This is a genomic window from Umezawaea endophytica, from assembly GCF_025061645.1.
GTDB lineage: Bacteria > Actinomycetota > Actinomycetes > Mycobacteriales > Pseudonocardiaceae > Umezawaea > Umezawaea endophytica.
On sequence record NZ_JANYMP010000024.1, the window covers coordinates 1 to 26264 of the forward strand.

Annotated in this window: 26 protein-coding genes; 10 read left to right on the top strand and 16 right to left on the bottom strand. The window is 71.1% G+C overall.

Annotation, left to right across the window (positions count from 1 at the left end):
- Both NZH93_RS36695 and NZH93_RS36700 read left to right on the top strand, forming a co-directional pair.
- Nucleotides 1–989, top strand: a 989-nt coding sequence (locus NZH93_RS36695; RefSeq protein ID WP_259627883.1) for a hypothetical protein, incomplete at its 5' end; no start/stop codon positions are given.
- Between the two features lie 72 nt (nucleotides 990–1061).
- A complete protein-coding gene (locus tag NZH93_RS36700; RefSeq protein WP_259627884.1) occupies nucleotides 1062–1850 on the top strand; it encodes an FHA domain-containing protein in 789 nt (262 codons plus the stop codon).
- Between the two features lie 44 nt (nucleotides 1851–1894).
- Here NZH93_RS36700 and NZH93_RS36705 read toward each other — a convergent pair whose 3' ends face one another.
- The gene (locus NZH93_RS36705) at nucleotides 1895–2509 is read right to left on the bottom strand and encodes a TetR/AcrR family transcriptional regulator (protein ID WP_259627885.1); all 615 of its coding nucleotides are present in this window, start codon (nucleotides 2507–2509) and stop codon (nucleotides 1895–1897) included.
- A 125-nt stretch (nucleotides 2510–2634) separates the two neighbouring features.
- Here NZH93_RS36705 and NZH93_RS36710 point away from each other — a divergent pair, with 125 nt between their 5' ends.
- Nucleotides 2635–3594 (top strand): alpha/beta hydrolase, encoded by a 960-nt coding sequence (locus NZH93_RS36710; RefSeq protein ID WP_259627886.1) that lies wholly within the window; start codon nucleotides 2635–2637, stop codon nucleotides 3592–3594.
- Between the two features lie 13 nt (nucleotides 3595–3607).
- Here the strand turns inward: NZH93_RS36710 and NZH93_RS36715 are convergent, their stop codons facing one another.
- Nucleotides 3608–4345 carry a helix-turn-helix domain-containing protein gene (locus NZH93_RS36715; RefSeq protein WP_259627887.1) on the bottom strand — a complete coding sequence of 246 codons (738 nt, stop codon included), beginning with the start codon at nucleotides 4343–4345 and terminating at the stop codon, nucleotides 3608–3610.
- 253 nt (nucleotides 4346–4598) lie between these two features.
- Between NZH93_RS36715 and NZH93_RS36720 the strand changes: the two genes are divergently transcribed.
- Nucleotides 4599–5777, top strand: coding sequence for a cytochrome P450 (locus NZH93_RS36720; RefSeq protein WP_259627888.1), 1179 nt, complete (start codon nucleotides 4599–4601; stop codon nucleotides 5775–5777).
- Nucleotides 5778–5800: 23 nt separating this feature from the next.
- On the opposite strand, the gene NZH93_RS36725 is transcribed toward NZH93_RS36720, so the two are convergent.
- Nucleotides 5801–6376 (bottom strand): hypothetical protein, encoded by a 576-nt coding sequence (locus NZH93_RS36725; RefSeq protein WP_259627889.1) that lies wholly within the window; start codon nucleotides 6374–6376, stop codon nucleotides 5801–5803.
- A gap of 336 nt (nucleotides 6377–6712) precedes the next feature.
- On the opposite strand from NZH93_RS36725, the gene NZH93_RS36730 reads away from it, so the two are divergent.
- Complete coding sequence (locus NZH93_RS36730) at nucleotides 6713–7150, top strand: DUF2750 domain-containing protein (RefSeq protein ID WP_259627890.1); 438 nt, start codon at nucleotides 6713–6715, stop codon at nucleotides 7148–7150.
- A 244-nt stretch (nucleotides 7151–7394) separates the two neighbouring features.
- Here the strand turns inward: NZH93_RS36730 and NZH93_RS36735 are convergent, their stop codons facing one another.
- From NZH93_RS36735 to NZH93_RS36755, 5 genes are read right to left on the bottom strand one after another with little or no spacing between them, the layout of a single operon-like run.
- Nucleotides 7395–8426 carry a pyridoxal-phosphate dependent enzyme gene (locus NZH93_RS36735; protein WP_259627891.1) on the bottom strand — a complete coding sequence of 344 codons (1032 nt, stop codon included), beginning with the start codon at nucleotides 8424–8426 and terminating at the stop codon, nucleotides 7395–7397.
- Nucleotides 8427–8445: 19 nt separating this feature from the next.
- Nucleotides 8446–9255, bottom strand: a complete 810-nt coding sequence (locus tag NZH93_RS36740) for a Rossmann-like domain-containing protein (RefSeq protein ID WP_308214284.1) — start codon at nucleotides 9253–9255, stop codon at nucleotides 8446–8448.
- 36 nt (nucleotides 9256–9291) lie between these two features.
- Entirely contained in the window at nucleotides 9292–10059 is a 768-nt protein-coding gene (locus NZH93_RS36745) for an ABC transporter ATP-binding protein (RefSeq protein WP_259627892.1), read from the bottom strand.
- Complete coding sequence (locus NZH93_RS36750; RefSeq protein WP_259627893.1) at nucleotides 10056–11147, bottom strand: FecCD family ABC transporter permease; 1092 nt, start codon at nucleotides 11145–11147, stop codon at nucleotides 10056–10058. Before NZH93_RS36750 ends, NZH93_RS36745 begins: the two co-directional genes overlap by 4 nt.
- Nucleotides 11140–12135: an ABC transporter substrate-binding protein gene (locus NZH93_RS36755; RefSeq protein ID WP_259627894.1), complete on the bottom strand. Its 996-nt coding sequence runs from the start codon at nucleotides 12133–12135 to the stop codon at nucleotides 11140–11142. The genes NZH93_RS36750 and NZH93_RS36755 overlap by 8 nt, the downstream gene beginning before the upstream one ends.
- 126 nt (nucleotides 12136–12261) lie before the next feature.
- Here NZH93_RS36755 and NZH93_RS36760 point away from each other — a divergent pair, with 126 nt between their 5' ends.
- Nucleotides 12262–13449, top strand: coding sequence for an MFS transporter (locus NZH93_RS36760; RefSeq protein ID WP_259628019.1), 1188 nt, complete (start codon nucleotides 12262–12264; stop codon nucleotides 13447–13449).
- 45 nt (nucleotides 13450–13494) lie between these two features.
- On the opposite strand, the gene NZH93_RS50950 is transcribed toward NZH93_RS36760, so the two are convergent.
- From NZH93_RS50950 to NZH93_RS36790, 6 genes are all read right to left on the bottom strand, one after another.
- Entirely contained in the window at nucleotides 13495–14676 is a 1182-nt protein-coding gene (locus NZH93_RS50950) for a cytochrome P450 (RefSeq protein ID WP_259627895.1), read from the bottom strand.
- Nucleotides 14673–15680, bottom strand: a complete 1008-nt coding sequence (locus NZH93_RS36770; RefSeq protein ID WP_259627896.1) for a MupA/Atu3671 family FMN-dependent luciferase-like monooxygenase — start codon at nucleotides 15678–15680, stop codon at nucleotides 14673–14675. The genes NZH93_RS50950 and NZH93_RS36770 overlap by 4 nt, the downstream gene beginning before the upstream one ends.
- Entirely contained in the window at nucleotides 15671–16777 is a 1107-nt protein-coding gene (locus NZH93_RS36775; protein ID WP_259627897.1) for a condensation domain-containing protein, read from the bottom strand. Before NZH93_RS36775 ends, NZH93_RS36770 begins: the two co-directional genes overlap by 10 nt.
- Nucleotides 16768–18411, bottom strand: coding sequence for an AMP-binding protein (locus NZH93_RS36780; RefSeq protein ID WP_259627898.1), 1644 nt, complete (start codon nucleotides 18409–18411; stop codon nucleotides 16768–16770). Before NZH93_RS36780 ends, NZH93_RS36775 begins: the two co-directional genes overlap by 10 nt.
- On the bottom strand, nucleotides 18408–20102 hold the full coding sequence (locus NZH93_RS36785; RefSeq protein ID WP_259627899.1) for a non-ribosomal peptide synthetase: 1695 nt from the start codon (nucleotides 20100–20102) through the stop codon (nucleotides 18408–18410). The genes NZH93_RS36780 and NZH93_RS36785 overlap by 4 nt, the downstream gene beginning before the upstream one ends.
- An 82-nt stretch (nucleotides 20103–20184) precedes the next feature.
- Nucleotides 20185–21129, bottom strand: a complete 945-nt coding sequence (locus NZH93_RS36790) for a DUF1707 SHOCT-like domain-containing protein (protein ID WP_259627900.1) — start codon at nucleotides 21127–21129, stop codon at nucleotides 20185–20187.
- A gap of 229 nt (nucleotides 21130–21358) precedes the next feature.
- Here NZH93_RS36790 and NZH93_RS36795 point away from each other — a divergent pair, with 229 nt between their 5' ends.
- Nucleotides 21359–22192 (top strand): SCO6745 family protein, encoded by an 834-nt coding sequence (locus NZH93_RS36795; RefSeq protein WP_259627901.1) that lies wholly within the window; start codon nucleotides 21359–21361, stop codon nucleotides 22190–22192.
- Nucleotides 22193–22210: 18 nt separating this feature from the next.
- Here the strand turns inward: NZH93_RS36795 and NZH93_RS36800 are convergent, their stop codons facing one another.
- Together NZH93_RS36800 and NZH93_RS36805 are read right to left on the bottom strand one after the other, a co-directional pair.
- Nucleotides 22211–22834 (bottom strand): NADPH-dependent F420 reductase, encoded by a 624-nt coding sequence (locus tag NZH93_RS36800; RefSeq protein ID WP_259627902.1) that lies wholly within the window; start codon nucleotides 22832–22834, stop codon nucleotides 22211–22213.
- Between the two features lie 29 nt (nucleotides 22835–22863).
- Nucleotides 22864–23598 (bottom strand): SDR family NAD(P)-dependent oxidoreductase, encoded by a 735-nt coding sequence (locus NZH93_RS36805; RefSeq protein WP_259627903.1) that lies wholly within the window; start codon nucleotides 23596–23598, stop codon nucleotides 22864–22866.
- 117 nt (nucleotides 23599–23715) lie between these two features.
- Between NZH93_RS36805 and NZH93_RS36810 the strand changes: the two genes are divergently transcribed.
- From NZH93_RS36810 to NZH93_RS36820, 3 genes are all read left to right on the top strand, one after another.
- On the top strand, nucleotides 23716–24288 hold the full coding sequence (locus tag NZH93_RS36810) for a TetR/AcrR family transcriptional regulator (protein ID WP_259627904.1): 573 nt from the start codon (nucleotides 23716–23718) through the stop codon (nucleotides 24286–24288).
- A gap of 81 nt (nucleotides 24289–24369) precedes the next feature.
- The gene (locus NZH93_RS36815; protein ID WP_259627905.1) at nucleotides 24370–25704 is read left to right on the top strand and encodes an SNIPE associated domain-containing protein; all 1335 of its coding nucleotides are present in this window, start codon (nucleotides 24370–24372) and stop codon (nucleotides 25702–25704) included.
- Nucleotides 25704–26264: a DUF2510 domain-containing protein gene (locus NZH93_RS36820; protein WP_259627906.1), complete on the top strand. Its 561-nt coding sequence runs from the start codon at nucleotides 25704–25706 to the stop codon at nucleotides 26262–26264. The genes NZH93_RS36815 and NZH93_RS36820 overlap by 1 nt, the downstream gene beginning before the upstream one ends.

Sequence of the window (26264 nt, forward strand, 5' to 3'; positions counted from 1 at the left end):
CCGGTGTGAAGGCGGCCCGACGCGCACCCGGCCCGAACTCCCTACGGCGCCGCGGACTTCTCGTGGCCGCCGGGGTGCTGGTCGTGGTCGCGGCGGTGGTGAGCTGGACCGCGTTCTCCGGTGAGCCCACGACGCCGTCAGGGCCCGTGCTCGGCGCCGACCAGCGCACCGCCGATCCGTGTTCGCTGATTCGCGACGCGGCGCTGGAAACGTTCGGCAACCCCAACCCGGTGTCGGACGACTCCGGGTTCAACCAGTGCAACGTCATCGTCAAGAAGCGCGGGAAGGAGGCGAACGTCCTGGCGTTGATCGACAAGACCCCTGGCGAGCAGTCACCCGTGCAGGCGCAGGACAAGGGGCGGTACCGGCTGGTGACCGAACCGGCGGGCGAGGGGTCGTGCAGGCGCCGGTTGCTGCTGCCCGACCGCTACGAGGTCCAGATCGAGGTGACCAGGGCCAACGCGATCGACGCCGACGCGTGCACCATGGCCGATGTCGCCGTCCGGAGCGCCGACGCGGTGATCACCAGGGGGCCGATCCCGGAGCGCCGACCCGACAACCCGACGCTGCGGCCGGACTCGTTCAGCGGGACGGACGCGTGCCGGGCCAAGGACTCGCCGTCGTTCCCCGACCGGGCCGGGATCGACCGCGCGAATCCGGAGGTCGGCTTCGGGCGGTGGAAGTGCACCTGGACCGGCACCGCGAACGGGATCGTCTACCAGTTGCGCTTCACCAGGGCGAAGCCGCTGAACAAGTCCGGCGCGACGAAGCTGACCATCGACGGCCGGTACGCCGTGATCGGCTACCCCGGAGACGCGCCCGGCGACGACACGTGCGAGGTCGAAGTGCACAACCTGACCTACGTGGACGCCTACGGCTACCCCAAGGACGAGGTGCTGGAGGCCAACGTCATCGGCCAGGGACTGCCCTCGGACGAGCGGTGCAGGATCGCGACGCAGTTGGCCACCTCCTTCTTCCCACCACGGTGACGCGGGAACCCTCCCGCGGGTCTGGGACAGGCTGACGGGCGTGCTGCCCGCACGAGGCGCCAGGAGGCGAACATGGCGGAAGAACGGCCCGACGAACTCCCGGCGACCCACCACAGCCTCGCCCTCGGCGTCTCCGCGGGCGTCGCGCCCGGCATGCTGCACGTGCTGGCGGCGACCGGCGGCATCACCCTCGGCCCCAAGGAGGGGCGGACCGTCCTCTTCGGACGGAGCAGGCCGGACGTGCACGTCTGCGTCGGCGAGGACGACCTGCGCATCAGCCGGGAACACGGGGCGCTCACCCGCCGCGGCGACCAGTGGTGGATCAGCACGCTGGGCCGCCTCCCGTTGCGCCTGCCCGAATCTCGCCTGCTGTTCCGCCAGGACGACCCGATCCCGCTCCGAACGGGCTACACCCCGCTGTTCGTCCGCGGCTCCCACGACCGACTGCACCTGCTCGAAGTGCACGTCCAGCCCAAGGACGGCGACCGCCCACCAGCCGACCACCACGCCCCGACCCGACCACCGCGCACCTGGCACCTCAGCCCCGCGGAGAAGCGCGTGATCGTCGTGCTGGCCCAGCGGTACCTGCTGCACGAGATGCACCCGATCCCCCTGTCCTGGCGCCAGGTCGCGGAACACCTCAACGAGATCCGCCCGGACGACAACTGGAACCACAAGAAGGTCGAACGCGTCGTCACCGAGGTGCGGAACCGGTTGAGCGGCAACGGCGTCTCCGGCCTGACCCGCGAGGAGGTGGGCGAACCCATCGGCAACACGCTGAACCACAACCTCATCCGCGAACTCCTGGAGAGCACCACCCTCGTACCCCCGGACCTACGCGTCCTCGACCACGACGGCTGAGACCTCACGGTGGGAGCTTTCCCCGCTCGTGCCTGTCTATTGGATCACGACCTCCCGATGACTCCGTCGCGCAGCGCGCTGAACAGCCGCTCGAGGCGCACGCGATGGCCCTGCACGACGGTGTCCGTCGGTTCGCCCGCGATGCGGCGGCGGGCGGTCTCCACCAGCACCGCGCTGTAACCGGCGATGAAGAACGCGGCGAGCAGTACCGCGTCGCCCTCGAAGGTCGGGTCGCGATCGAGTTCCTCGGCCAACTCCCCCTGGAGTTCGGACGTGATGGCCCGCGCGCGGGCGATGAGCGCGGGTGATCCCGCGACCGTCCTGAAGAAGGGCACGGAACGGTCGGAGACCCCGGAGAGCGGGTGTCGGGTGTCGAGGAGGCGGGAACTCGTGTCCCGCAAGGACGTCAGCACGTCGACGCCTGGCGCGCGGTCGCGGACGGTCGAGCGCAGCAGATCGGCCGCGTCGGCCGCGCGGTCCAGGAAGAGGTCTTCCTTGCGCGGGAAGTGGTTGAAGACCGTCACGCTCGAGACCCCGGCCTCGCGCGCGACCTCGGCGACGGTGACGGCCTCGTACCCGTGCTCGAGGAACAACCGGTTCGCGACCTCCAGGATCCGTGCGCGCGTCTTCGGGCCACCGCGTTCGCTGGTTCTGGGCATGAGCCATCACTCTCTTGTGTGACTAAATTTAGTCCATTAACCTAGTGCTCGGTCCAGCACCACGCCACGAACATGATGGTCGACGCGGCCCCGGCGAGCCGCGTCGACCGAGGGGAGAGCAGCACATGGGCGAGCGCACGTTCCCCGCCCCGTCCACGGTCAGCGAGCAGGCACGGACCTGGCTCGCCTTCGACGGCGGCGACCTGACCTACCCGGCCGCCGAGGACACCGAGGCGTGGCTCGCGATGGCCGAGCAGGCGAACCGGTCCACGGTCCGACGATTCCCGATCGCCGAGCTGCCGGTCACCGTCGAAGACCTCGACGTGGACGGCGCCACCGTGTACGCCGCGCGGCCCCACGAGGTCGAGGAGGAGGCGGACGAGCCGGTGTTCCTCTGGATGCACCCCGGAGGGCTGCTGGTCGGCGGCGGGGACGCGTGCCGCGCGACGACGGCCAGGACCGCGCTGTCCACGGGCGTGCTCACGTGGGGCCTGGACTACCGGCTGCCACCACTGCACCCGTACCCGGCCGCGCTCGACGACGCGATTGCCGTGTACCGACGTCTGGTGCGGGAGCGCGGTCCGTCGCGGGTGTTCGTCGGCGGTGACTCCGCGGGAGGCAACATCGCCACGGCCCTCCTGCTGCGCGCCAAGGACGCCGGGCTGCCGATGCCCGCGGCCCTGGTGCTCAACAGCCCGCAGGTCGACCTCACCGAGGCGGGCGACACCTTCCAGACCCTCGCGGGCGTGGACAACGTCCTCCGCAGCCTGCGCGAGCCGAACGCCCTCTACGCGGCGGGAGCTGATGTGCGGGAGCCGTACCTCTCCCCGCTCCTGGGCGATCTGTCCGGCTTCCCACCCACGTTCCTGCGGAGCGGCACCCGCGACCTGTTCCTCTCCAACACCGTCCGCCTGCACCGCAACCTGCGCGGCGCGGGCGTGGAGGCCGAACTGCACGTGTTCGAGGCCATGCCGCACGGCGGGTTCGGGGGCGACAGCCCTGAAGACCGGGAAGCCGCCGCTGAACAGCGTCACTTCCTCAAAAAGCACCGCGCTCCGGCGGCCACCAGCACCGCCAACTCTTGATCCGCTCACGTGATCACGCTGTCGACGCGTGCTCGTCCTGCGAGTCCGCGAGACCCGCGCTGGTCGTGGCGCGCCAGTGCTCCTCTGCCGAGCGCATGATGTCGTGGCCGAGTCGTTCGAGGAAGTCGCCCGTTGCCGCGAGCCGGGCTCCGGTGGCGGTGTCGGCTCCGAAGAGGTCGGCTCCGCGCAGTGCTGTGGCTGCGAGTCGCTGGTTGGCGCGGACCCCGACCACCGCGGAGCGAAAGCCCGCGCTCTCGTCGATGAAGTACCGGTGGCGCCTGCTCCGCTCGTCACGGCCCCGGCGGATCAGGCCCTGTTCCTGGAGGAGGCCGACCGCGAGCGAAATGGTCGCCGGGCTGACCTGGAGGTGTCGCGCCAACTCGACGGCCGTACGGCTGCCGGTCTCCGAGGTGAGCAGGCAGGCCATCACACCGGCGGCACTGCGCGGCAGTCCGGTCTCGATGAGCGCGAGGGTGAGATCGGTGACGAACGGGGCGGTCGCGGTGAGATCGACATCGCTGACCGACCGCGCCGCTGCCTGCGGGCGCGGCCTGCGCCGGGCGCGGTGGGTGGTCGCGAGTTGGGCCAGTTCCGCGCGGTAGTGGCCCGGCCCGCCGTTGCGCGCGACCTCGCGGCCCACCGTCGAGGTAGGACGTCCCAGACGCCGGGCGATCTCGGCGAAATCCAGCCCCTGCGCCAACCCCGCGGCGATCCGCTGCCGATCGGCTCCCGTCAGCCTGCGTCCCGGCATCCCTCCGGCTCCTCCGCTTCGTCGTCTTGCCGCGCAGTATGCGTGCCTGCCGTCCACCGTTGCAATGCACTGCCCTTCCGCGTGCATTAACCAGCACCCTCATTGCAATCGTCGATCATGGGTTTGACCAGCGCGAACGGCGCCATATCGACCCCGCGTCGATTGCCCCCGGTTTCGGGCTCCGCCTAACGTTCGAATCAGGGAGCCGGACAACGGTTTTCGGCGACCTCCCACCAACAAGCGAGGTACCAGCATGACCGTCGAACTCCCCACCGAACGCACTCCCGGCCGTCCGTTCGACCCGCCCGCGGACCTGTCCAGGTTGACCGCCGACGCGCCGCTGACCCCTCTGCGCTTCCCGGATGGGCACGAGGGGTGGCTGGCCACCGGCTACACCGCCGTGCGCCGCGTGCTGGCCGACCCGCGCTTCAGCAATCGCAGCGAACTCCAGCACTCACCGTTGCCGGAACACGCGGGGATGACGGCGCCACCCGCGCAGCCAGGGGACTTCCTCAAGATGGACCCGCCGGACCACACCCGGTACCGAAAACTCCTGGCGGGCAAGTTCACCACGCGCCGGATGGCGCAACTCACCGAGCGGATCGAACTGATCGCCACCGAACACCTCGACGCGATGCAGCGACACGGCGGACCGATAGACCTAGTCGCCGCCTACGCGCTGCCGATCCCCGCCATGGTGATCTGCGAACTGCTCGGCGTCCCCTACTCCGACCGCGACCGCTTCCAGGCCGACGCCGCCAAGCTCTTCGGGCCCAACACCACCCCCGTGGGGAAGTACGAGGCGTTCGAGGCGCTGAGTTCCTTCGTCCGAGAGCTGATCACGGCCAAGCGCGCCGACCCGACCGACGACGTGCTCAGCGAACTCACCACCAGCGACCTCACCGACGACGAACTCGCCGCCATGGGCGGACTTCTCCTCGCGGCGGGCCTGGACACCACCGCCAACATGATCGCGCTGGGGACCTTCGCACTGCTGCGGCATCCCGAACAGTGGGCGACGCTGCGCACGGATCCGGACTCGGTCGGTCCAACGGTCGAGGAACTGATGCGCTTCCTCAGCATCGTTCCCACCCTGGCGCGCGTGGCACTCGAGGACGTCGAGTTCGACGGCCACCTGATCAAGTCCGGGTCCACGGTCGTGCTGGCGATGGCGGCGGCCAACCGCGACGCGACGAAGTTCCCCGATCCGAACGCTCTGGACCTGCGCCGCGACGCCGTCGGCCACATCGGCTTCGGCCACGGCCCGCACCTGTGCCTCGGCCACCAACTGGCCCGCGTGGAGATGCGCGTCGCGTTCCCAGCACTGGCCAAGCGATTCCCGAGCTTGCGCCTGGCCGTCCCCGCCGACGACGTCGTGCTGCGCGAAGGAGCGGACATCTACGGCGTGACGACACTTCCGGTCACCTGGTGAGGAGCGACAACGCCGGATTGCGATCAATGGGCCAGTTCCGGATCGACGAGAGCCACCGTCACCGACTCGCAGTACTTGCCGTTGCTCGTGGTCGCCACGATGGTGAGCAAGGTGGCCGAGTCGACCGGAATCGTGACTAGCGTCGGCGGCTGGCCCGAGCTGGCGGTCGAGCCTTCACGCCCCTGACCGTCCACGACAAACCGAAAGGTGACGCCGGTTATTTCTCCGGGTTTGGGGTCGACGATTCCGATGGAGGCTTTGAAATACGGGGGATGCCCTTGAGGGAGTTGGTGCGAAATGTTCAGCCCTCGCACGCAGCCCAGTTTCGCCGACATCGCGCGCGGATAGCTCTGCCCGTTGACCGTTCCGGATGGCTGGTGAAAGTCTGCGCCTTTCCACTCGTCGTCGAGCAGCGACACCATGGGCGCGACGCTCGTCTGGGCCTGACTGGTTGACTCATTGCCGCGAGGCGATCCCGTTGGCGCTTGAGGATTGAGCCAGGCCAGCAGGGCAATCGCGAGCGCCGCGACCGCGGCCAACGAAACCACCGCGGTCCAAGACACCGACTTCTTTCGCGGTGATACCGGCACGGTGTTCACCGTGAGATCCCCCGCCGCCTGATAAACGTGCCCTCCAGCCGAGGCCGTGCCACCCTGAGTGACCGGGCCCGGCACACCATCAGACTCAGAATCGACCAACACCCACCCCACGCCTCAACGGCCGGCCCTCCAGCCGACCGCCACCAAACCGACCCCACCGCCCCACGACAACGCACAACTGCGGATATCACCGGTTCGAGACCAACCGAACATCCGGCCGTGCCGCGGGTCGTGCCTGTCATGAGTGAACGAACCAAGCCGACTCGGCGGAGTTCGTCGTTGCCTGCCGGTTAGGCTTCCTCGTCGACACCCGCGAGCGGCGAGGAGCACGGTCCGATGACCACGCTGTCGGAGGACGAGGCTCAGCGTCTGTGGGCGAGTAGCCGAGCCGAGCGTGATGAGTACTTCTTCAGCGCCGTCGCCGTCAGCGCGACGGTGTGGGCGTGGGACTTCGAGACCGGACTGCTGGAGATCGACGACCAGGACAACGCCCTGGTCCCGCTGTGGCCGCACCCCCGACTGGCCGAGATGGCGGCCGAGGCGATGGGGTTCGAGGATGTGGGCCCGGCGGTCCCGGTCGGGGTCGACGTGCTGCTGGACGAGGTGTACGAGCGGTTCCACCGGGAAGGGCACGAGATCGCTGTTCTGCCCACCAACGGTCAGTTCACCACCATCCGCTCACTCGAACGGTTCCGAGTGGAGGTCTTCGAAGCCCGACTGCGCACCGCCGGGCTGACCGACGAGACCGCCCGCACCCGCCGGAACGAGTTCTAAGCGGACCGGAAGCGGCGTGCGGACCGACGACTCGACCTGGACCGGAACGACCGCCGTGCCTTGGTGGCACACCTACGAGAACGCCTGGCGGACAGGGACTGCGACCACCGGTTCACCTTCCCCGCCACCCGCGAGTGGATCGAAGCCCGAGGCCTGTCGTGGGCGCTGTCGTCCCGATCCGCAGTGAAGGTGTTGTGCTCGTGTGATTGCAAGGCCCTCGAACACTTCCAGGAGACCCCCTGAGTCAAGCACAGGCCGCGGCAGGACCGGATACGGCCGCCGGTGGTGCCGGGGCGCGGTTCCACGGCATGCGGGACCACGGCAGGGACATGTCGTCGAGGTCCTCGATCTGGTGGGGGCGCAAGCGGTTCAGGGGTTGCGCGTCCTGGTGGCGGGAGTAGGCGGCGTCGACGTAGCGGTGGCCGGTGTCGGGGGCGAGGAAGACGACGTGGCGGTCGGGCTGCGAGCGCCGTTCCCAGCGGGCCGCCAGGTAGGCCGCGCCCGCGGACAGGCCGGCGAAGACGGCGTGGTCGCGCAGCAGGGCGATGCTGCCGGTCAGCGCGGCGTCGAAGCCGACCCAGTGCAGGGTGTCGTAGAGCGTGTGGTCCACGTTGGCGAACGGGATCGAGCTGCCGATGCCCGCGATGATGATCTCGGGGTCGCACACGTGTTCACTGCCGAACGTGACGCTGTCAAAGGGTTGGACGCCGACCAGCGCGGTGTCGGGATCGGTCTCGCGGAGGTAGCGGGCCAGGGCGCCGGTCGAGGCGCCGGTGCCGACGCCGCCGACGAGGGTCAGCGGGGCCGTGGCCAGTTCGGCGCGGAGCAGGGTCGCGATCGGCCGGTAGCCGAGGTAGTGGGTCTCGTCGTGGTACTGCCGCATCCAGTGGTGGCGCGGGTTGTCGCGCAGGATCTCCCGGACGCGCGCCACGCGGCGGTTCTGGTCGAGTTTGAGGCTGGGGGTCGACGGCATCGGTTCCACGGTGGCGCCGAGGACCTCGAGTTGCAGGCGCAGCGTCGTGTCGACGGTGGTGGACGCGACGATGTGGCAGCGCAGGCCGTGGCGGTGGCAGGCCAGCGCGAGGGCGTGCGCGTAGATGCCGCTGGAACTGTCGACGAGGGTGTCGCCCGGTGTGATCGTGCCCCGGTCGAGCAGGTGCCGCACGGCGGTGAGCGCCGAGGCGACTTTCATGGTCTCGAAGCGCACGCAGGTGGTGTGCTCGTCCAGGCGCAGCAGGGCCGGACGGCTGAGCGCGTCGGTGATGTGGTCGTCCACGTCGTCGTACCTCGGTCCGTCAGTAGTGGGCGCGGTAGCGGTACAGCACCGTTTCCTCGGCGCTGAACTGGGAGAACGGGAAGGGTTCCGCGGACAGCGCGGTCACGCCCGCGCCGAGGAAGTGGCGGGCGACGGCACTGCCGGTCTGGGCGTAGACCACCAGTGGGACGCCGCGGTCTCGGCAGGTGGTCAGGATCTCGTCGAACGTCCCGTTGCCGATGGTCATGCCCGTGGCCACGACGGCGTCGGCGATGTCGAGCACCTGGCGCATGTCGGTGGTCACCGGGTCGCCCCACTGGGTGGTGCGCAGCACCAGGTCGCACGGCAGGCACTCCGCGCCGCGGTCCCGGATGGCCGCCACGAGCGGGTTGACCACACCGATCAGCGCGACCTTCGCACCGGACGGCACGTCGAGCAGCCCGGCCACCGCGGTGTCCCTGGCCACGGCCCTGCTCTCCGGTGTCCCGGCGGGCAGGCGCACCTGCTCGGCATCGCTGGCGCGGTGCGGGCGGGCGTTGGCGAGGTAGGCGTCGAGGACCGCGACGCGGACCGGACCTGGTGCGGTCACGAGGAGATCGGCCACGGAAGCACCGGAGGCCTCGGCGCAGACCGCGGGATCGACCTCACCGTCGGCGAACGCGCAACCGCCGATCGCACCGCCGACACGGGCCAGCACGTACTGGTTGCGGTAGGTGGTGGTACCGCCTGCCAACCGGGTGCCGTGGTGCACCCAGAACACACTGGTGGCAGCGGTGTCGTGCGGGTCGGGTCCGTGTTCACCCGCACGCACGGCATCCACGAGTTCGTCCACTGTGGACACAGCTTTCACGCGATCCTCCTGATGAGTGGTGGTGACGACGTCGGCTCAGCGAGCAGGACCCCGATAGGCGACAGCGAGGCGACCCACGTCGTCACGGCCGACATCGGCGTCCACTTCGAACACTTCGCGCAGCAGCTCCGGGGTCAGCACCTGCTCGGCGGAGCCGTCCGCGACGACCACTCCGTGCTGGAGCAGCACGAGCCGGTCGCAGTAGCGCACGGCCAGGGTGAGGTCGTGCAGGGCGACGACCACGGTTTGCCGCGTGGTGGCCACGAGTTCCAGCAGTTCGAGCTGGTGGCGGACGTCGAGGTGGTTGGTCGGTTCGTCGAGCAGCAGGCCCCAGGTGCGCTGCGCCAGTGCGCGGGCGAGGTGGGTGCGCTGCCGTTCGCCACCGGAGAGCTGCTTCCACGGCCGGTCGGCCAACGCGGCCAGGTCGAGGCGGTCGAGCGCGGCCGCGGCGACCGCCCGGTCGGTGGCGTCCGGTCCACGCCACGGCGAACCGTGAGCGGTGCGGCCGAGCAGGACCACCTCGCCGACGGTCAGGTCGCTGTCGGTGTCGGCGGTCTGCTCGACGAACGCCACGTGCCGCGCCCTGGTGCGCGCGGGCCACCCGGCGATGTCGGCGCCGTCGTAACGGACGTGTCCCGCGGTAGGCGAGCGCAGCCCGGCGAGGCACCGCAGCAGCGAGGACTTGCCTGATCCGTTGGGGCCCAACAGTCCTACCGTCTGGCCCGGTTCCACGACCAGGTCGACCTCGCGCACGATGGTCCGGCCGGGCACGCCCCAGGACAGGTGTCGTGCTTCGATCCTCACAGTTCCCCTCGTTCGCGCAGGATCAGCAGGAACAGCGGAACGCCGATCAACGCGGTGAAGACACCGACCGGCACTTCCAGCGGCGCGAACGCCACGCGCGCCAGCGCGTCGGTCCACACCAGGAACGTCGCGCCTACCACCGCGGACAGCGGCAGCAGGAACCGGTGCAGCGGCCCGACGAGGAACCGCACGCCGTGCGGCACGATCAGGCCCACGAACCCGATGGCGCCCACCGCCGCGACCGCGACGGCGGTCAGCAGGGACGTGGTGACCAGCAGGACCATCCGCACCGTGCGGACGTCGATGCCCAGCGACGCCGCGGTGTCCACGCCGAAGGCGAACCCGTCCAGTGCCGCCGAATGCAGCCAGACGACCAGGAGACCTACCCCGCAAGCGATGGCGCACAGCACGACCGCTTGCCACCGGGCCGGGGCCATCGAGCCCAGCAGCCAGTAGGTCAGCGCGCGGGTGCTGTCCGCGTCGCCGGAGGACATCAGGACCAGCGAGGTGATGGCGGTGAACAACTGTCCGACCACGACACCGGTCAGCACGATGCGCACCGAGTCCAGGCCGCGGCGGCGCAGCAGGAGCATCAGCAGTGCGAAGGACAGCAGGGCACCGAGGAACGCGCCGCCGGTCATCCCCAACTGGGAACCGGCGAAACCCAGGAGCACCACGACCACCGCGCCGGTGGACGCGCCGGAGGACACGCCGAGCAGGTAGGGATCGGCCAGCGCGTTGCGGGTCACGCTCTGCAAGGCCGCGCCGCACACCGCCAGCGCCGCCCCGACCAGTGCGGCCAGCAGCACCCTCGGCACGCGCAGGTCCCAGATCAACGAGTCGGCCAGTCGGGGCAGCGGCTGCACGGGCAGGCCGAACCGCGTGCCGACCGAACGGCCGATCTCCGCCCACCCCATCCCGCCGCCGAGACCGACGCGCAGGGCGATGACCAACGACACCAACAAAACGAGGACGCACAACAGCAGCACGACGACCCGGCGTCCGCCGGCGTCACGGGGTTCGTCGGCGGAGGACGGCGCGACGACCGGCTCGACCGCGGGGTCCAGCAGCGCCACCGGATCAGCCACGGGGAGCGATCTCGTCGAGCTTGCCGGTGAGGGTGCGCAGCGCGTCGACCGTGCGCACGGAGGGGTCCATCTCGATGCCCGGCAGTTGGATGATCTTCGCGTCGCGCATGGCGGCCAACTGCGACACCGCCGGGTGCTCGCGCATCATCGCCAGCTTCTCCGCCGCGCTGTCGCCGGGGTTGCCGCGCTCGGACAGGTCACCGACGACGATGACGTCGGGCTGGCGCTTGGCGACCTCGTCCCAGGACACCTCCGGCCACTCCTGGTCCACGTCGTCGAAGACGTTGGTCACACCCGCCAGTCGGCTCATGTGGCTGGCCATGCCGCTCTTGCCCGCCACGTAAGGGATTCCGTTGAACACGGAGTACACCCACACGACCTTCAGCCCGTCGGGGCGCTTCTCCCCCGCGGCGCGGGCCTGGTCCAGGACCGCCCGCTGCTCGGACACCAGGTGACCCGCACGGTCGGGGACGCCCAGCACCGCGCCCAGGTCCTCGAAGTCGCGGAACATCCGCTCGAACGGCTCGGTCTTGCCGTCAGGGCAGTTCACCGCGCTGACGAACGTCGGCACGCCGAGCTGCTCCAGTTCGTCGCGGGTGCCCGCGCGGTCCGCGGTGAACAGCTCCTTGAACGAGGCCACCACCAGGTCCGGGTTGGCCGCGCGCAGCGGTTCGGCGGTGAGGACCTTCGGCGAGAGCACCGGGATCTTCGCGTATACCTCGGTGTACTGGGGCGACACCTTGGTCTTGAGGTTGGCCGTGCCCGCGAGCCGGTCGCCGACGCCCAGCGCCAGCAGCGTTTCCGTGGAGGACTGGTCAAGGGCCACCACCCGTCCAGGCGAGCCGTCGAAGGTGAGTCGCTTGCCGCAGCTATCGATCGCGACCGCGCCGGACGAGGCGGGGGTGCTCGGAGCGCTTTCCGGTGTGGCGCACGCGGCGGCCAGCACCGCCGCCGCGAGGACGGGGACCAACCGGGCGGAACGAGACATGAACCCTCCACTGCTCGACATCGATGCCGTTACCTTGAATGATTATCATTACCAAATCAAGCCCCCCGGTGAAGAGGAGTTCGTGTGGTGCCCCACGTCACCCCTGCTGACGCGCGATCGGCGTCGGTGTTCCGCAGCCTGTCCTTCCTGCGGCTCTGGACCGGGACGACCGCGTCCGGCGTCGCCACCTGGTCCCTGCCGTTCATCCTCGGCCTGGCCGTGCTCGAACGGTCCGTCACCGCCGTGGAACTGGGCATCGTGCTCGCCGCCCGCACAGCCGGTTTCCTCGCCGCCGTCCCCGTGGCCGGGGTGCTGGCGGACCGGCACGACCGGCGCCGGGTGGTCCTGTGGGCGGGCCTGGTCGCCGCGCTCGCGGCACCGGTGATCGCCCTGGGCATGGGCCGATCGGTCGTCGTGATGGCGATGGCCGCCGCGGTCGTCGGCGCCGGGCAGGGCGCCTGCCGTCCCGCGTTCCAGGCCCTGACCGCCGAGGTCGTCGCCGAACACCAGCGGCAGCAGGCGAACGCTGCGCTCACCCTCTCCGTGCGGGTCACCACGCTCGTCGCGCCGGGGCTCACCGCGCTGCTCGCCGTGGTCGTCGACACGAGGGTCCTACTGATCGCCACCGGCGTGCTGTGGCTGGGCGCGGCGCTCATCCCCCCGGCGGGCGCGGGCCGGACCCCGATCACAACGGACGGGGCCGGGACTCGCTTCACCGCGGACTTCCTCGACGGGATTCGCGAAGCCCGCAGGCATCCGTGGTTCCTGGCCGGTCTCGGCGCGCTCACCGCCGTGATCGCCACCGGCTACTCCGCGACCGGTGTGGTGCTGCCGCTGGTGAGCCGGGACCGCTACGGCACCGAGGCCGTGCTGGCCGCCGCCCTCACCGCCTACACCCTCGGCGCGCTCGTCGGCGCGGTCCTCGTCGCGCGCTGGACGCCCCGCGCGCAGGGGTGGACCGCCCTCGCGGGCCTGGCCTGCTACGGCTTCGCGCCGCTGAGCCTGCTACTGCCCGTCCCGGCCGTCGTGGTCGTGGCCGCCTACGTCCTGGCGGGCGTGGGCATCGAACTGTTCAACGTGCCGTGGTTCACCGCCACCCAGCGGGAGGTCGACCCCAGGATGCTGGCACGGGTGTCCTCTTTGGACTTCCTGCTGTCCTACGGCCTCGCCCCGGTAGGCCTCGCCCTGATCGCCCCCGCGATCTCCCACTTCGGCCCGGAACCCGTGCTGGCGATCTGCGCGGCCATCTGCTTCACCGCCCCCGCCGCGGCCGCGCTCGTGCCGTCCTCACGCGACTTTCGGGCGGTCCGGTGACCTTGCCCGCCGGGCAACCAGTGTGAGTGGACCGGCTCACGCCCGCTACCCCAACCGGACCGGGAGCGACGTCACGAGGGTGCCGATGTCGCGTTCGGCGAAGACGATCTCGTCCGGTCGCACGGTGAGCCGCAGTCCCGGTGCCCGGTCCAGCAGGGCGTCGAGGGCGACCGCCAGCAGGGCTCGGGCGAAGCCGACGCCGGGGCAGTAGTGCCGTCCGCCGCCGAACCCGATGTTCTTGCGGGCAGGCCGGTCCACCCGGAACACGTCGGGGTCGTCGTAGGCGGTCGGGTCGTGCAGGGCGGCGATCCACGCCAGCAGCACGGCCTGGCCCTCGGCGACGGTGCCGGACGGCAGGTGGACCTCGGCGGTCGCCACCCGGAGCGCGGCGACGTTGCCCATGTGCACGTGGCGCAGGAGTTCGTCCACGGCCGCGGGCACGGACTCCCTGCTCTCGACCAGCGCCGTCCAGTGCGCCGCGTCGTCGCTCAGCAGGGCGAGCACGGACCGGCCCAGCACCCCGCTCGGGGCCTCGACCCCGGCGGACACCAGTAGTCGCACGATGCTGACCAGTTCGTCCCGGTCGAGCCGCGCGTCGGTGTCCGGCGGCGTGACGAGGTCGAGCAGCAGCGGAGCGTCCGGGCGTGGTGCGGCGACGACCTCGCGCAGGTACGCGGTGAACTCCGCCACCAGCGCGGCCCGCTCGTCGGGTGGCACCGGGGTGGCCAGGGTGTAGGCGCCCGACCACCGTCGGACGCGGTCCGCGTCGGCCTCGGGGATGCCCAGCAGCGAGCACATCGTGAGCAGCGGGAGCTTGGCGCAGTACTCCTCGACCAGGTCCGCGGTCGGCCCCATCGCGTCGAGCAGCCTGCCCGCCACCAGTTCGACCACCGGGACGTACCGCGCCACGCGGGTGTTGTTCAGCGCCTGCGTTGCGATCCGGTGCACGCGGTCGTGCGCCTCGTCCGCCTGGTTGATCAGCAGTTCGGGGTCGTAGAGGAAGTTCGGCTCGGCGCTGTTCCGCGGCGCGTCGGGCAGGACGTGGTTGCGCGACAACCTCGGCTCGGCCGCCGCCGCGGCGACGTCCTCGTGCCGGACCAGCAGGATCGCCTCGTCCCCGCTGGGCAGGGTGACCGTGCCGAACGGGCAGGTCTTCCGGCGCTCGGCGAACTCCGGGGCCGGCGCGAGCCGATTGCCTGACGGGAAGGGGAAAGCGGGCGCGTTCACCGGGAACTCCTCTCGCGCACGGCGGCCAGGTGCGGCAGCGCGTGCAGGGTGGTGGCCGTGTCGACGCCGAAGTCGATCAGGCAGGCGACCTCGTCGACGCCGATCCCGGTGAGCCGGTCGAGGAAGGCCAGGCAGGTCTCGGGTCCGCCGAAGAGGCCCGCCCTGGTGAGGTAGCGCTCGAACGCCCGGTCGACCAGGAAGTCGACGTCGTCCTCGTCGAGGTCCCTGCCCACCAACCGGGCCGACAGGTCGAGCGAGCGCCGCAGGTACCGCCGCATCGGGTCGCGCACGACGTCCCGCACGGAGGCGTCGTCGGGGCCCGCGAACGCGTGCAGCATGAGGGTCACCCGGCCCCCGGCACCGCGCGTCGTCCGGTAGCGCTGGATCTTGGCCGCGAGGTCGTCGACCTCCTGGTTGAGCAGGTGCGTCAGGACGTTGGCCCCGAGCCTGCCCGCGAGCTCGAACGTGGCCGGGTCGCCCGCGCTGGTGATCCAGACAGGTGGGTCCGGTCGCACCGGACGGGGGTAGGCGGCCAGGTCGACCTCGGCTCCGCGCCCGTCGACCCGACGCACCGTTCCGCCCCGCCACAGCGTGCGCACCTCGTCGAGCAGCCGGACGAAGTCGCGTCGCCGGTTGTCGAACGCCTGCGGCGCCAGGGCGAAGTCGACCGCGTGCCAGCCCGAGGCGAACGCCAGCCCGACCCTGCCGCGGGAGAGCTGGTCGACCACGGCCCACTCCTCGGCGACGCGCAGCGGGTCGTGCAGGGGCAGCACGACGCTGCCCGCGCGAATCCCGATCCGCGTGGTCACCGCGGCGATGGCGGCACTGGTGACCGACGGGTTGGGGTAGGGGCCGCCGAACGGGTGGAAGTGCCGCTCCGGCGTCCACACCGCGTCGAACCCGTTGTCGTCGGCGAACTTCGCGCCTTCGAGCAGCAGCCGGTAGGCGTCCGGTGTGGACTGTTCCCCCGCGTCGGCGGTGAAGTAGAACAGGCTCAGGTCCACAGCGGCTCCGCGGAGTTCAGGCCGATCGCGTCGCGCAGCGCCTCGGTGAACTCCTCCACGGGTGCGCGGGTCCCGCGGGGGTGGAGCATCTTCCCCACCGTCGTAGGACCGTCGACGACGGTCAAGTGCAGGAGGTTGCGGGCGATGCCGGTAGAGGTCGTCCAGTCGACGCGCGAATCCGCGAACGACGGGGGTTCGACTCGACGCCGGTAGCTCAACGAGATCGCCGTGGGTGACAACGACGGTCGCGCACCGCTCAACGGCGTGGCCCGGAACGGGTAGAGCGCGCGCAGGTCCCGCCGCACCGCGCGGACCTGGTCCAGCACGGGCACGTCGTGCGGCGTCGCGCAGGGCAGCGGGAGTTCGTTCACGAAGAGTCCTATGTGGTCCGATTCGCCCGGTGTCCTGGTGGACAGGGCGATGGTGAGGTCACCGAGACCGCCCGCGACGAAGCGGAACGCCGAGAGCAGGAGTTCGAACCGCGTCACCCCCAAGCCGTCCGCCACCACGTCCAGCCGCGCCGAGGCCTCGCGGGTCAGGACGCCCGACCACTCCTCCCCCGGCCCCGCGACGAACTCGGTGGCACGGTGCGGACGCGTCCGCCGGAACTCCCGCGCGGCCGTGGGCGGCGGCCGTCGGGGCTCCGGGAGTGGGGCGAGGGGCGTCTTCCGGTAGAACGCGGCCAGGTCTCGCACGAGCACGTCCTTGGAGTGCCCGTCGAAGACCGAGTGGTGGGCGGTGAACACGAGCAGCGGCCGTTCACCGGTGGCCACCGCGAACCGGCACAGCGGTCCGGTGTCGAGGGCGAACCCCCTGGCCATCTCCTCCACCGCCGATACGCGCTCGACGTGCCGCACCACGGGCTGTTCCCGTGCGGGCACCAGCCACGGCAGTCCGTCGCGGTCCTCGATGGCGCCGCGCAGCACCGGGTGGCGGTCGAGCACCGCGCGGCAGGCCGACAGGAGCGCGTTGACGTCGAGGCCGGGCCCGAACGAGACCGTGAGACCAAGGGTGTAGGCGAGGCCCGCGACACCCGCCTGCTCCATGAACCAGACGCCCGCCTCCGCGGCGGTGGCGGGTCGCCCGATCACCTCCACCGCACGTCCTGCGGGGAGAGGCGGTCGAGGACCAACCGGGCCTGCTCGGCCAGCACCGGGGTGGCGAAGAGGGCCGCGGCGGACAGGTCGACGTCGAACTCCTCCGAGCAGAGCTTGGCCAGCCGCAGCGTCAGCAGCGAATCGCCGCCCAGCGCGAGGAAGTCATCGTCGGCGTGCACCTCGCGCAGGCCCAGGAGCGTGCTCCACACCCGCCCCAGGGCGCGTTCCACCGGCGAGGTCAGCGGCAGCACCGCCTCGACGGCGAACAGGCCGACCAGGTCGCGCTTGACCACCTTGCCCGCGGCGTTGCGCGGCAACAGGTCCACCCGCAGCAACCGGGCGGGCACCTCCGCCGGGGACAGCCGCTCGGCCAGGAACACCCGCAGCCCCTCGACCACGTCCGCCGCCGTGGCCACGACCGCGGCGGCGAGCACCGTGCCGGACCTCGGGTGGGGCAGTCCGAGCACCGCGGCGTCCAGCACACCGGGATGCTCGTGCAGCGCCGCCTCCACGGCGAGGGTGGACACCCGGTGCCCGCCGACCTTCACCAGGTCGGACTCGCGGTCGATCAGGTGCAGGTACCCGTCGTCGTCGAGCCGCCCCAGGTCCCCGGTGCGGATCCACCCGTCGACCGGAGCCGGGGAACCGTTGTCGTGCAAGGGGGTTCGCGGCGCCACCGGTGCGCGCAACCACACCTCCTCCCCGACCACCCGCACGTCACCCGTGCCCAGCGCGGTCGGCCTGGTCGGGTCGAACGCCATCGCGACGTGGCCGGGAGCTGCCTCCGTGGAGCTGTAGTAGTTCACCAGGGTGGCGTCGGGCAGCGCACGGGACAGCTCCAGCGCGACCGCGGGCGGCAACGCGGCCCCGGTGGACCCCACCAGCGCCAACGACGTGAGGTCGTGCCGCGACCACGCCGCGGAGTTGACCAGCTCGATGGCGGTCGCGGGCACCAGGAACAGCGAGCCCGCCCGGTACCGCTCGACAGCGGCGCACAGCTCCGCCACGTCCGGGCGCGCCGCCACCAGCGCGGCCGCTTCCGCGGTCAGGGCGTTGAGCAGCATCGTCTGGCCCGCGTTCGTGCCGATCGGGAAGGCGTGGGCGAAGTACCGCGAACGCCCCCACGACCGTCGCCGCGATTCGTAGCCGTGGATGAGGTTGGCGTGGGTGGCCACCACACCCTTGGGACTCCCGTCGGTGCCGGAGGTGAACAGGACCTGCGCGGCGGCCTCGGGCGGGACGACGTCCAACTCCGCGGCGGGCCCGTCCGCCGCCTCCGTCGTCGTGCCGCCCGCGAACTCCACCGCCGTCCGGCCGTGGACCAGCGTTCGCGCCTCGCAGCGGGTCAGCAGGGCGTTCCTCAGCACGTCCGGGACGCGCGTGGAGAGAGGGACCGCCGTCGCGCCCGCGATCAGCACGGCGCAGAACGCCACCGCGTAGTCGGTCCACTCGTCCTCACCGAACAGCAGCCCCACCCGGTCCCCCGCGCCGACGCCCGAAGCACGCAGCCTGCGGGCGAACGACATCGCCCTCGCGTGCCACGCGCCGAACGTCAGCACCGTGCCGTCGGTCTGCCGGATCGCCGGACGCCCCGGCTCACGAGCGCGGTCCTCCAGCACCTCGGGGACGGTCACGTGGCACGCGCCCGGTCGACCGCCTCGGCGATGGCCGCGACGGTGCCCCGTCCCAGCACGAGCTTCAGGTCCACCACGCCGCCGAAGGCCGCGCGCGACCGCGCCACGAGCTGGGTGGCGATCAGCGAATGCCCGCCCAGGTCGAGGATGTGCTCGTGCACGCCGACGCCGTCCACGCCGAGGAGCCCTTCCAGGATCCGGGACAGCGCTTGCTCGGTCGTGGTGCGGGCGATGTCGTCGGTCACCGGAACGGGCAGGCGCGAGCGGTCGACCTTGCCGTTGGCCGTCAGGGGCAGCCGCGGCAGGACGTGCACCTCGTCCGGCACCAGGTGGCGCGGGACCTCCCCGGCCAGCGCGACCCGGATCGCGGTGCCGGTCACCGGCGGGCCGTCGTCGAGCACGACGTGCGCGACCAGCCGGGTCGTGCCCTCGGTCGTGCTCCGCCCGGACACCACCGCCTCGCGGACCGGGGGAAGCGCGGTCAGCGCGTGCTCCACGGCACCCGGTTCGACCCGGACACCCCGCACCTTGAGCTGGTCGTCGCCGCGACCGAGGAAGGTCAGCACGCCGTCGGGCGAGCGACGGCCCAGGTCTCCCGTCAGGTACAGCCTCCCCGCACCGAACGGGTTGGCGACGAACCGCCGAGCGGTCAGGGCCGCGTCACCGAGGTAACCGCGGCCCACGTGCGGTCCTCCGAGCACGATCTCCCCCACCTCGCCGTCGGCGACAGGCCGCAGGTGCTCGTCGACCACCAGCGCCGTGGTCCCGGCCACGGCACGCCCGATGGGCACCTCGGGCGCGGCCGGGTCGGCGGCGGTCACGGTGTGCAGGGTCGCGCACACCGTGGTCTCGGTGGGCCCGTAGCCGTTGACGAAGGCCACCCGGTCCCGCCACCTCTCGGCCGTGGACGGCGAGCACACCTCCCCCACGCTGACGAGGACGCGTAGGTCCGGGTACGGCTGGTCGGGCAGCGTCCGGACCACCGCGGCGGGCAGCACGGCGTGGCTCACCCGCCGGTCGAGCAGCGTGGTCGCGAGGTCGTCCCCCGCCACGACCTCCCGCGGTGGCACCTCGAGTCGGGCACCGTGCCCGAGCGCCATGACCAGGTCGAACACCGCGCCGTCGAACGCCGGGGAGGCGAACTGGAGCACGCGGGCGCCGGGCCCGAGGTCCGGGAAGTGCTCGCGCTGGACGTCGACCAGGTTCCGCACTCCCGCGTGCTCGACCAGGACGAGCTTCGGCTCGGCGGTGGTGCCCGACGTCGGCATCACGTAGGCGAGGTCCTCCGGCGCGGGTCGGGGCAGGTCCCCGGCGCCCGGCACCGCGTCGAGGCGGGCGAGGTCCAGGTGGGGCAGTCCGGGCAGCCTGCCGACCGCGGTCCCCGCGAGCACCGCCGTGACGCCCGCCCGTTCGGCGAGCGCCAGCGACCAATCCCGCGGGTACGAGTCCGAGAGCGGCAGGAACGCCGCGCCCGCCTTCCACACGGCCAGCACGGCTTCGACGTGCTCAAGTCCCCGATCGACCACCAGCGCGACGACGTGACCCGGCCCAACGCCTTCCGCGCGCAGAGCGGCCGCGAGGCCGTCGGTCCTGCGGTCCAACTCGCGGTAGGTCACCGTGGCGGCGCCGTCCGCCACCGCCACGTGATCCGGCGCGTGCCGAGCCCACCTCGTCACGACGTCGCAGAGCACACGGGCTCCTCCCACTCGGTTCGACCACCGCCGGAACCTTCACCCACGGCCGAGCGAACGGGCAACTCCCCGTCTCAGCAGGTCAGCCGGGTGGCAGGTGGGCCGTCGCCCGCGCAAGCTCCCGGACCGTACGGGCTCGCACCGCCACGTCCAGCCGGGTCTCGTACTCCCACAGGGTGAGCGCGCCGCCCGCCATCGCGCGGTCGAGCCAGTCGAACGCGGTCTGGCGTTCGACCGGGCTGACGAGGTGGTCGGCTCGCTGGTTGGACGAGGGGTCGCGCAGCGGCTCGTCGGCGGGCAGGGGCAGGTCGACCACCACCTTCGCCAGGTCGCGGGCCGTGGTGGCCGACCACACGAGAATGGTCCGGGCCGCGTGCTCACCCGGACCGAGTCGTCCTTCGGACAACGCCTGTTCGAGGTACTTGGCGATCCGGGCCCGGTCGAGGTCGAGCGCAGGCGGATCGGCGACCGCGGGGCCGGTGAAGACCAGACCTGCCGGGCGCGCGGTGCGAGGCTGGTCGTCCCGATTCGGGCTGTCCAACTCGGCGCGCAGGGTGTCGAGGTCCTCCCCCAAGGCCGCGCGGTCGAGGAAGCTGTCGAACCCCTCCCTGCTGAGCCCGCCGCGGCCCCTGGCCTGGAGGATCTCCGACACGAACGCGAGCCGTTCGAGGCCCGCGAGCATCGCGGGATCGTTCCGCCGCCGCCGCAGGTGCGGTTCGACGTCGAGGAACAGCACTAGCAGATCGGCCGCGGTTCGCGCTCTGGCCGCGAACGCGGTCCGCCACTTGCGGTCCGCGCCGCTCAGCACGTCGTACTGCGCGGCGATGTCCAGGAGGGTGATCGCGAACTCGCGCTGGAGGTCGTCGACGGGCGTGGTGACGGGCACCGCGTCCCACCTCGGCGCGGGCAGGTCGGCCACCACCGCGGGCAGGTCCTGGTAGTCGGCTTTCGCCACCGCCTGCCGAAGATCCTCGTAGCGATCCTGGTCCAGCAGTCCACGTGCCAACGCGAAGTCCACCACCGCCATGGCGTGCTTCCGCCGGGCACCCCTCCGCGCTTGGGCGCTCCACCACTCGTTCAACGACGTCCGCATCCCCTTGGCAGCTAGCTGGACACCCCGAGTGTGACGGGTGGCGACGAGGCGGATCAAGACATCCGAAAATCGTGTCGAGGTCGGTGTCGGATCCGGCCCGAGCCGTTCGTGGAGGAGGTGAGCGGGCCGCCACGAGGGCGTTCCGGTGATCGCAGGAGATGAGATGTCCCACCCGCAGCCCGTGGCCCGCCGCATGTACGACCTGGTCGAACCCATCGGCCTGGTGCCCTACTTCGCCGACGAGTCCGACCAGGCCCTGATGGCGCTGGGTCTGCGCAACCCGTGGGACGCCTACTTCGCCGGACGCGCCGCGCCGCTCGGCCGCACGGTGCCCGCCGAGGTGGTCCACGCGGTCTTCTACAACTTCGCCCCCGGCGAGGTCGCCCGCCACCTCCCGCGGGTCTGGGACCTGACCACGCCCGAGGCGGCACTGGCCGCCCGCGAACGGGGCTGCGTCGCGGGCCTGCGGCGAATCCTGGGCGACCGCGCCGACGCCCCCGGCGTCGCACGCGCCGGTGACCTCCTGCTGACGGCGGCGACCAGCGCACCGGTGCAGGGACGCGTCCTCTACGCCGCCCTGCGCACCCTCCCGGTACCGCGGGAGCCCGTGGCCCGACTGTGGCACGCGGCCACGTTGCTGCGTGAGCACCGCGGCGACGGCCACAACGCCGCCTTGCTGACCGAGGACATCGGCGGGACCGAAGCCCACGTGCTGCACGCCCTGTCCGTCTCCATGCCCGCCAAGGAGTTCGGCCGAGTCGGCCACCTGCCCTCGGCGCAGTTGACCGCGGTCATCGACGGCATGCGCTCCCGCGGCCTGATCGGGACCGACGGCTGGCTCACCGCCGCCGGGCACGCCACGAAGGAACGGGTCGAGGCCACGACCGACCGACTCGCGGAAGCGCCCTACAACGCCTTGTCCCCTGACGAACTCGAACTCCTGGCCGCCGACCTCGACCCGATCTCGGCCGCCATCCGAGCCGTCTTCCCGTCGTAGGTGTTCGACGTCCGGGGTTCAGCCGGTGAACTCGTCGACGCCGAGGGCGAAGTCCCAGTGGCCGACCCCGTTGTTGGCGAGTCCCACCGTGACCACGCCCAGTCCTTCGAGCCAGTGCGCCATCTTCAGGCCGCCGACGTCCAGCGGCCGCAGCCCGAGGCTCTCGACGAACGTCGCGACGTCCACTTTGGCCTGTGCGTCGTCGCCCGCGATGAAGGCGGTGGGGCGCCCCTTCTCCAGGACGCCGCGGAAGATGGTGTTGAACACCTTCACCACGTTGGCGCTCGCCGGGGCCACCTTGGCGACCTCCTGCGCGATCGAGGTCTCCTCGCTGTGGGCCAGCCCGTCGAACGTGGCGTTGAAGGGGTTGCTGATGTCGACGACGACCTTGCCCGCGAGGGCGTCCCCGTACTCTGCGACGACCGGCACGACACCGTTGTACAACAGGGCCGTGATGACGATGTCCCCGTTCGGGACGGCGCCCCACTTGCCCGTCGTCGTGCCGCCGCCCAGAGCCTTGACCAGGTCGTCGACCTTGGCCTGGTCGCGGCCCATGACCTCGACGGTGTAACCGCCCGCCACCGCGAGCGTGCCGATGGCGCGGGCCATGTTCCCCGTGCCGATGAGCGTGATGCTGTTCATGAGGTTCCTGTTCTTGAGCGAGGCGTGGTTCAGATGGCGGTGGTGCCGCCGTCGGCGACCAGTTCCAGGCCGTTGACGTAGCTGGAGTCGTTGGAGGCGAGGAACAACGCGACGGTCGCGATCTCTTCGGGACGGCCCATCTCCCCGCGCGGGATGAGGGACTCGAACGCGGCCTTGGTCGCCTCGTCGAACAGCTCCTCCTGCTTGGCGGTGGCGACCTGGCCGGGGGTCAGGACGTTGACCCGGATCTTGCGGTCGCGCAGCTCGTTGAGCCAGACGCGGGCCCAGGCCTGCTGGACGGCCTTGCTCCCCGCGTAGAGGCTCCAGCCGGGGAAGGCGCCGAGGGAGGCGTTCGACCCGGTCATGAGGATCGAGCCGTTGTCGTTGATCAGCGGCAGCGCCTTCTGCACGGTGAACAGCGTGCCGCGCGCGTTGAGCCAGAAGGCCTGGTGGAACTGCTCCTCGGTGATCTCGCCGAGCGCGGCGGGTTCACCCATCCCGGCGCTGGCCCACAGCACGTCGATCGAGCCCTTCTCCCGCTTGACGGTGTCGTACAAGCGGTCCAGGTCGTCCAGGTCGGCCGCGTCACCCTGGACGGCGGTGACGTCGCGGCCGATCAGCGCGACGGCGTCGTCCAGCGCTTCCTGCCGCCGGGCCTGGATGAAGACGTGCGCCCCTTCCTCGACGAACAGCTTGGCGCCCGCCAGCGCCATCCCCGTGGACCCGCCGGTGATCACCGCGACCTTGCCATCGAGCTTTCCCACGACCACTCCGTAACTTGATGGTTATGTACACCAGACTGTGTACGTAACGTACGCGACGGGTGCTCGAGGGCGCAAGCTATGTAGACCGATCCGTACCCAACGGCCTATGCTCGGGGTATGACGGAGTTGGAGAAGGGCCCGCTGGGCCAGCGCCGCGGCAGGGGCGCACGCGAGCGCATCCTCAGCGCGTCACAGCGGTTGTTCCGCGACAAGGGCATCAACCGCACCGGCATGGACCAGCTCTGCGCCGAGGCCCAGGTGTCCAAGCGCACGGCCTACCAGCACTTCGCCACCAAGGACGACCTGGTCACCGAATACCTGCGCCGCTTCGACCCGGACGTCATGCCAGGAGTCTTCGACCGCCCCGACCTCACCCCCCGCGAACGCCTGCTCGCCGCCTTCGAGATCCCCGCGACCACCCCCCTGTGCCCCTACATCGCGGCGGCCGTCGAACTCCACGACCCAGCACACCCCGCGTCCCAGTACGCGCGCGACTACAAGACCGCCATCGCCAAGCGCCTCACCGAAACCGCCCGCAAAGCAGGCGCCACCAACCCCGAACAACTCGGCGAACAACTCGCACTGCTCATCGACGGCGCCTCAGCCCGCACCCGAGTACTCGACACCGATTCCTTCCCCACCGCAGCCACCATCGCCGCCGTGCTCATCGACAACGCGATCCCGTCCTGATCATGTAACGCGGACGGCCGACCGCCCGACGTAGGGGGACACGACCCGTCGGCGTCGACGGGGCAGGGGGAAGGACCAGCCGTGGCTCTGTTCGGTGGCAAGGAGAACGCGGAAGTCGTCGCGCTCCAGCAGCAGGTGGCGGCCGCGCACTCCACGATCGCCGAACTGCGCGGGTGGGTGGGGCAGTTGCGCGGCGCGGAAACCGGGGCGCTGGAGGCTGAACTGCGGCACCTGCGGTCGTCGGTGGAGCAGGCCAAGAGCGACCGGACGGCACTCGCCGCGGAGCAGCAGCAGGTGCGGAGCGAGGTCGACTCGTGGCGCGCGCAGCTCGTGGAGACGCGGGAGTTGGCCCTGCTCCAGGAGATCGGCGTCTACGAGTACGCACATCCCCTGGACGACGCCCTGGCGTACAAGGACTCCCTGGCGGCCCTGAAGCAGCGGATCAAGGAAGCGGCCAAGGGCGACGCGGTGACCTGCCAGGTTGACTGGGCGGTGAACGGGTCGCTCAAGGAAGGCCAGAAACTCGGGCGGGACATGGCGAAGCTGATGCTGCGCGCCTACAACGCCGAGGCCGACAACGCCGTGCGCGCGGTGAAGCCGCACACTCGCGAGGCCGTGAAGAAGCGGCTGACGACGACGCGGGACACGGTCGGCAGGCTCGGTGTGCTGATGCGGATCGTCATCTCGCCGGACTACCACCGGTTGCGGTTGCGCGAGATCGACCTGACGTCGGACTACCTGGTGAAGGTCGAGGCCGAGCGCGAGCAGGCCAGGGCCGAGCGCGAACGATTGCGCGAGGAGGCCAAGGTCTCCAAGGAGATCGAGCGGGAACGGGCGCGGCTGGCGAAGGAGCGCACGCACTACACGACCATCGTCGCGAGGCTGGAGGCCAAGGGCGACCTGGAAGGGCTGGAACGGGCGCGTGAGCAGTTGGCGTCGGTCGACAGCGCGATCGCCGGAGTCGAGCAGCGGGCGGCGAACGTGCGTGCCGGGTACGTCTACGTGATCTCCAACATCGGCGCGTTCGGCCCCGACGTGGTCAAGATCGGCATGACCCGCAGGTTGGAGCCGATGGACCGGGTCCGTGAACTCGGTGACGCGTCGGTGCCGTTCCGCTTCGACACCCACGCCTTGTTCTTCTCCGAGGACGCCGTCGCCCTCGAGACCAGCCTGCACCAGAAGCTGAGCCACCGGCGCTTGAACCTGGTCAACCCGCGCCGCGAGTTCTTCTACGCCACACCCGCGGAGGTCCGGGACCTGCTGGTGTCGCTGGGCAACGACCACGTCCTGGAGTACAACGACATCGCCGAAGCGGTCGAGTGGCGGGCGTCGGACCCCGGTCGGCGCGGCGGGTCGGGCACTGTCGGGGCGCAGGTCGACGCTGACGGGGACCTGTCCGACGACGGTGGTGAGTGATGACGGCGCCTCGCCCCGCCACGTGGTTGCCCGATCCGCTGGACGACGCGCTGCTGCGCTACTGGGACGGCTTCCGCTGGACGTTCCACACGGTCGTGCGGCAGGTCGAAGTGGTGCGACCGGTCGTCCAAGCCGCGCCACCGCCCGTGACCCCGACACTGCGACCCGATGTGGCCCAAGCCCTGGAACGCGTGCGCGGCGCGCTGGTCGGGTCGATGAAAGAGGTCAACCTCCTCGGCGGTTACCTCGGCCCGGAGGAACGGGTACTGGCGCTGACCGGTGCCCAGGGCGAGGGCATCGGTGTGCTCGCCTGCACCGACCAGCGGCTGCTCTTCCTCTTCGTCGGCCTGCTGCGCAGGCAGTTCCTGCACGTGCACTGGAACCAGGCGAAAGGCGTCACCTACGACCGGAACACCAGGATCTTCGCGGTCTACACCGTGAAACCGACGAAGCGCGCCGTGCCCGCTCTGGCCGTTCGCGTGGGCAACCTCTCGGACGCGCAGGCCGTGGCCCACGCGGCGCAGTTCGCCTCGGCAGCTCCTCGGCTCGACATCGTCTGA

Bases quoted from the DNA above. Each gene is read 5' to 3' on its own strand.
- NZH93_RS36700 (WP_259627884.1), top strand. From the start codon at position 1,062: ATGGCGGAAGAACGGCCCGACGAACTCCCGGCGACCCACCACAGCCTC.
- NZH93_RS36705 (WP_259627885.1), bottom strand. From the start codon at position 2,509: ATGCCCAGAACCAGCGAACGCGGTGGCCCGAAGACGCGCGCACGGATC.
- NZH93_RS36710 (WP_259627886.1), top strand. From the start codon at position 2,635: ATGGGCGAGCGCACGTTCCCCGCCCCGTCCACGGTCAGCGAGCAGGCA.
- NZH93_RS36715 (WP_259627887.1), bottom strand. From the start codon at position 4,345: ATGCCGGGACGCAGGCTGACGGGAGCCGATCGGCAGCGGATCGCCGCG.
- NZH93_RS36720 (WP_259627888.1), top strand. From the start codon at position 4,599: ATGACCGTCGAACTCCCCACCGAACGCACTCCCGGCCGTCCGTTCGAC.
- NZH93_RS36730 (WP_259627890.1), top strand. From the start codon at position 6,713: ATGACCACGCTGTCGGAGGACGAGGCTCAGCGTCTGTGGGCGAGTAGC.
- NZH93_RS36755 (WP_259627894.1), bottom strand. From the start codon at position 12,135: ATGTCTCGTTCCGCCCGGTTGGTCCCCGTCCTCGCGGCGGCGGTGCTG.
- NZH93_RS36790 (WP_259627900.1), bottom strand. From the start codon at position 21,129: ATGGCGGTGGTGGACTTCGCGTTGGCACGTGGACTGCTGGACCAGGAT.
- NZH93_RS36795 (WP_259627901.1), top strand. From the start codon at position 21,359: ATGTCCCACCCGCAGCCCGTGGCCCGCCGCATGTACGACCTGGTCGAA.
- NZH93_RS36800 (WP_259627902.1), bottom strand. From the start codon at position 22,834: ATGAACAGCATCACGCTCATCGGCACGGGGAACATGGCCCGCGCCATC.
- NZH93_RS36810 (WP_259627904.1), top strand. From the start codon at position 23,716: ATGACGGAGTTGGAGAAGGGCCCGCTGGGCCAGCGCCGCGGCAGGGGC.
- NZH93_RS36820 (WP_259627906.1), top strand. From the start codon at position 25,704: ATGACGGCGCCTCGCCCCGCCACGTGGTTGCCCGATCCGCTGGACGAC.